This window comes from Stenotrophomonas sp. 05L44_2, from assembly GCF_056665995.1.
In genome coordinates this window covers 1-4,673 of record NZ_JBFTNR010000313.1, presented here as the reverse complement: position 1 = coordinate 4,673, position 4,673 = coordinate 1, and the positions used below count along the sequence as shown (strand labels likewise).

Annotated in this window: 5 protein-coding genes and 1 tRNA gene; 1 reads left to right on the top strand and 5 read right to left on the bottom strand. The window is 65.9% G+C overall.

All coding sequences use genetic code 11. The features are described 5' to 3' along the window. The 4 genes from AC1VAN_RS12225 to AC1VAN_RS12210 form a co-directional block, all read right to left on the bottom strand. Positions 1-1,420, bottom strand: a 1,420-nt coding sequence (locus AC1VAN_RS12225; protein WP_480985883.1) for a CshA/CshB family fibrillar adhesin-related protein, incomplete at its 3' end; no start/stop codon positions are given. A gap of 660 nt (positions 1,421-2,080) precedes the next feature. Continuing rightward, positions 2,081-2,545: a GNAT family N-acetyltransferase gene (locus AC1VAN_RS12220; protein ID WP_480985882.1), complete on the bottom strand. Its 465-nt coding sequence runs from the start codon at positions 2,543-2,545 to the stop codon at positions 2,081-2,083. Positions 2,546-2,590: 45 nt separating this feature from the next. Next, a tRNA-Ser gene (locus AC1VAN_RS12215) sits at positions 2,591-2,695 on the bottom strand. A 9-nt stretch (positions 2,696-2,704) separates the two neighbouring features. After that, positions 2,705-3,211: a hypothetical protein gene (locus AC1VAN_RS12210; protein WP_442251212.1), complete on the bottom strand. Its 507-nt coding sequence runs from the start codon at positions 3,209-3,211 to the stop codon at positions 2,705-2,707. Between the two features lie 110 nt (positions 3,212-3,321). Here AC1VAN_RS12210 and AC1VAN_RS12205 point away from each other — a divergent pair, with 110 nt between their 5' ends. Beyond that, entirely contained in the window at positions 3,322-3,987 is a 666-nt protein-coding gene (locus AC1VAN_RS12205; RefSeq protein ID WP_478013528.1) for an SOS response-associated peptidase, read from the top strand. An 11-nt stretch (positions 3,988-3,998) separates the two neighbouring features. Here AC1VAN_RS12205 and AC1VAN_RS12200 read toward each other — a convergent pair. Beyond that, positions 3,999-4,673 (bottom strand): hypothetical protein (locus AC1VAN_RS12200; RefSeq protein ID WP_480985881.1); only part of this gene is annotated, 675 nt, incomplete at its 5' end.

The window sequence follows — 4,673 nt, the reverse complement described above, 5'->3', positions numbered from 1 at the left end:
CCTTCAGCGCGGGTGCGGTGATGGTGATCAGGTGGTCTTCCACTTCGCCGTCGTCGGCCACGCCGGTCGGCTGCTGGATCTGCGCCGCATTGGTCGCATAGCGCAGGCGCAGGTAACTGCTGCCTGCGCTTACCTGCGCGGGCACGGTCCAGCTCAGGTTGGCCCCGCCACCACTGCATGCAGCGATGTTGCTGCGCTCGCCCGGGTCGAATGTGCCGTTGCGATTGAAATCGATCCAGCCGGCCACGCTGCCGCTGCCCACGCACGCCACCGGTTGGCTGATCTGGGTACCGGCCTGCATCACCGTCAGCACATAGCTCGCCGGCCAGGCGTTCTCTTCGTTGGGATTGCCCGAAGGGAAGTTGTCGTCACCCTTCGCATCGGCGCTGTAGCTGCTCTTCTGCTCGGTATCCGGACCCATCGTGCCGAGGAAATCGGTCAGCGGCGGTGCCAGGCCACCCGGCGTATAGCCTGCGGTGTTGATGTTGGTGGGGGTGGCGTTGACCGGCAGGCCATCCGGGCGGAACTGCAGATCGTCCACCACATGCATGGCGTCGCCATAGCTCTGCGGCGCATCACCGAAGTCGGCGTACGGCACCAGCAGGCCGATGGCGATGGCGGTGGTGCCGCCACCGCGCATCGAGAAGCCCATGTTCACCGCGAGGTTGCCCGGCGCGTGCGCGGCGTTGTCGAAATTGAGGAAGGTGACCGCAGCGGTGTTGTTGTCGTTGCCCGGCCCGAAGCGGATCACGCTGTTGCCGCCGCTGCTGGACTTGGTCACGTTGTAGGCACCTGCGCTGAGGTTCTTGCGCATCTCCACCACGTTCCAGGTACCCAGTGCACTGGCTTCGACGAATTCGCCACTGTTGTTGATCGACTCGGCGTCGGCCATCACCACGCCGCGCAGGCGATACGGCGCGCCGCCCAGGGTCGAGACGCAGTTGATTTCGAACGAGGAGGTGCCCGTGCTGCGCGAGATGCCCGCGATCAGCTGATTCGCGCCGCCAGTGCCACCGACGTTGTACAGGTCGTCCAGGCTGTCGCCGCTGAAGTTGCCCGGGCGATAGCTCTGCAGGAGTCCGCCGCCACTGATGTTGGCCAGACTGCAGCTGACACTGAGGTTGATGCCCGCGGCCACCGGCATCGAGATCGACGAGGTATCACCATTGTTGAGCGTGACCCCGGCAGTGCCCAGGTCCGTGCCGCCACCCCAGGTCAGCCACAGCACCGTGTTGCGGTACGGGCTGGTGCCGCCGGTCGCGTAGGCCGCAGCCCAGGCCGACGATGGCAGCACCACCGACAGCAGCAGCAACAGCAGGCCGGCGGCCAGCCATCGCCCGGTCCGGCCGGGATGTGCACTTTTTTCAGGATGAACGGATTCACCGCCCGCGCTGATGCGCGACGTCGTCGACTGCCACATGTTGGTTTTTCCCCGTCATCAGCCCCACAGGGGAGCCGCTGTTCAGTGGGTACCGGGGAGGGTTCTGCCGGACCCGGAGACGCGTACGAATGCGTGTCTGCCGGTTCCGTGGCGACTACAACCGTCCCTGGACCCTGTTGGTCAGGTTCGCAAAACTGTGACGAAGATAACACAATACAAACAATTGTGTGATGTGCGTCACGTTTATGTTTGCCAAATCTGGCGCCGGCCCCACGAACACAGTTGTAGCAACCGACCCCCGGGGCCTCGTGCACGGATCCGGCAGCCGCACCGCCCTTTCCGGCAATTCGTCACGCATTTTCGGAGCCGGAGCGACGCGTCCGGCGTGGGGCGCACACAGAAAAACCGCCGGGCCATGGGCTACCGGCGGGAGCTGAAGTGGAAGGGGGATCGCGCCGCGCTTGGCGGCAGCCAGGCTTCTACCAGGGGACGAAGAGCAGGATCAGCACGATCACCAGCAACACGGCGGCGACGGTCAGCAGCACGTTGCGCTGGCGCCAGGAAGGCTTGGGGGTGCCGGGGGTATTCATGGGGGCGCTCCTAGGCAACCGATGGGGACGGCACCAGACTGCCGAGTCCGCTTGCAGCAGCGCGTGCACAGGATGTGCAGCGGGAGTGCAGAGCCCTGCCCTTTCCCGCTCAGGTTGTACGGCAGGCCATGAACAGCAGCTCCGGCGTGGAGGCGTCTTCGCTGGCGACGAAGCCGAGGTCGCGGTACAGCGCCACGGCCGCCTGATTGTCCCTATAGACCTTCAACGTCAGCTGCATCGCAGCGGTGCGGCGAACGGCTTCGGCGCACAGCGCCGTCATCAACACCCGGCCAAGACCACGGCCGCGTGCCTGCGGCGACAYGATGATGCGCCCGAGGTGCGTGCTGCCAAGTGTTGTCTGCCAATACTGGCCGAAGCCCAGGCAGGTGCCGTCGGCATCCTGCAGTGTCCAGCCTGGACGCGAAGGCAACGCCAATGCAGCGGCGAAGGCTTCGGCAGGCAAGGGGAAGGGAACGCCGGGACCTGCCCAGCGCAGGGTCGCCTCAGGTGAGTCGAGCCAGCCGGCAACAACGGCAAACTGCGAAGGCTGGACAGGCTGCAGGACGTAATCCATGGCGCCGGCGCTGTTGCGGGCGCGCGTCGATGCGCCCGACGTGGATGGTGACCCCGGCCCGATTCGAACGGGCGACCTTCCCCTTAGGAGGGGGATTTCATCGCTAGTTCAATCAAAGGCTTACGAAGTGGATGGGACCAGCTTGGGGCCATTTTACTATCAGACCCCGCGCCGTAGGTCCCGCAGTGCTGCCCTTACTCGCGTCTTCTGTGGGTCCTTCGCCCTGGGCTTCGTCGCCGGCGGACGGATTGGCGCCAGCGCTTCCTTGACCCGCTCGAGATCGTTCGTCACGGCCTCGGCGAGTCGCCGGGCCTGTTGCTGTTGCTCTCGGGTCGGCGGCAGGCCGGGCAGCGGTTCAAGCGGTTCTGCTGGCGTGGCATCCAGCATCCGGGCCACGGCCGCGCGAAGGCGCATCTCCGGGTAGAGCCTTGCCGCGCACCACCGTTCGGCATAGCGCTTTCCCTGAGCGATGCTGGCGGCCGGGGCTTCCTTGATCTGCCACATCTTCCTGGCATCCAGACGCACGCGCACAGCACCATCCTTGCCGCATCTGACGTTGGCGATCTGTCGACCGCCCCACCACAACACCCAGCTCTCCCCCATCTGGACCCAGCCTGACGGGATCGGGGCGGTGCGGAAACCTTGGTAGCCGTGCGAGGGAAGCATGCCCGGAAGGATACGGCCGGCGGTCGCAAAGGCTGCGACAAGGGATCGTTCACCGACTGAACTGTTCGGGATCACGCGCCGGGCACGGCCGTCCGGGCTACGCTCCGGCCATGTGCGGCCGATTCGTCCAGCTCCCCGTTGTCGACTTTGGCCAGCCGGGCCTGGCTGACCTTGCCCCCGGCCTGGCGGAGATCCAGCCCAGCTTCAACCTCGCGCCCACGCAGCGAGCGTCGGTGATTCTGGACCGCGGCGAAGGCCGGCAGGTCACCCGCCTGGCGTGGGGCCTGCTGCCGTTCTGGGCGAAGGCCAAGGGCCTGCAGGGCTCGACCATCAACGCCCGGATCGAGACGGTGGCCACCAAACCGGCCTTCCGATCGGCGTTCAAGAAGCGCCGGTGTGTGATCCCCATGGCCGGCTACTACGAGTGGTCGGTGAGCCCAGAGGACGGGAAGAAAGATCCATGGTTCATCCACGCTACCGGGCCGCTGCTGGCCGCCGGCCTGTGGGAGGACACCAGCCCGCTCCTGCCCGACGGCAACCTCGGCACCTTCACCATCATCACCGGCGACAGCAGCGGCGTATCGGCCGACATCCACGACCGCATGCCGGTGTGGCTGCAGGCCAGCCAGATCGATGAGTGGATGGCCGCCAGCCCGGACGATGCCATGGCCATGCTGCTGGCCAGCGAGACCCCGGCCATGGAGGCCTACCGCGTCAGCCGCGCGGTGAACACGCCGCGGAACAACCGCGAGGATCTGCTGCAGGCCGTGGCCTGAGACTCAGGTCGCTACAGGAACGCCAGCACTTCATCCGGTCGCACCAAGCCGACCGCGCCCTCTGTGTGCAGCCCTTCAACGAAAATCAGTTCGGTCATCGCAGCCACAGCGGAAAACTCGGACGCTAGGCTCGGCGGAGCGGCGGTGTCCTCCCTGGCAGCCCAAAGCTGGATTTTCAGCGTATTGAACGCGCCCGCTTTTGCCAGCTTGATCGGGTTGCGCCCCAATCCGTTGCCCGCGGGATTGTAGGCGCCACCGTAGGCCGAATTGATGTGGGGGGCGAAGGCCGGGAGGGTATATGTGAAATCGAGATCCACGACCGGCAAGACCCCGACCACAGCGCTCACCTTGCCCAGGTTGTTGCTCGCCCACACGAGCCCGACCACCGCTCCCATTGACTGGGCCAGAAGCGCCACCTTCGTGACGCCTGGAAACAGCCCAGTGGCGTAGGCATAGGCGCTGTTCATTCGTGCTTGGGACACCGAATTGCCCCAGGTATTTGCGCCCCCGAGCTGCGGCGCGATGACCGTCAGCCCGCTGTTCACCAGCGCCTCCAGCAGCGCAGCGCGTTGCGGAATGGCGAGCAGCTCTGTACCAGTCGCGTCGTTTGCAGCGTGGCAATAGATCAGAACCTGGCCATAGCGAGCCCCCCTTGGGTTCCCCGCAAGCACCACGTCGTACTCGGA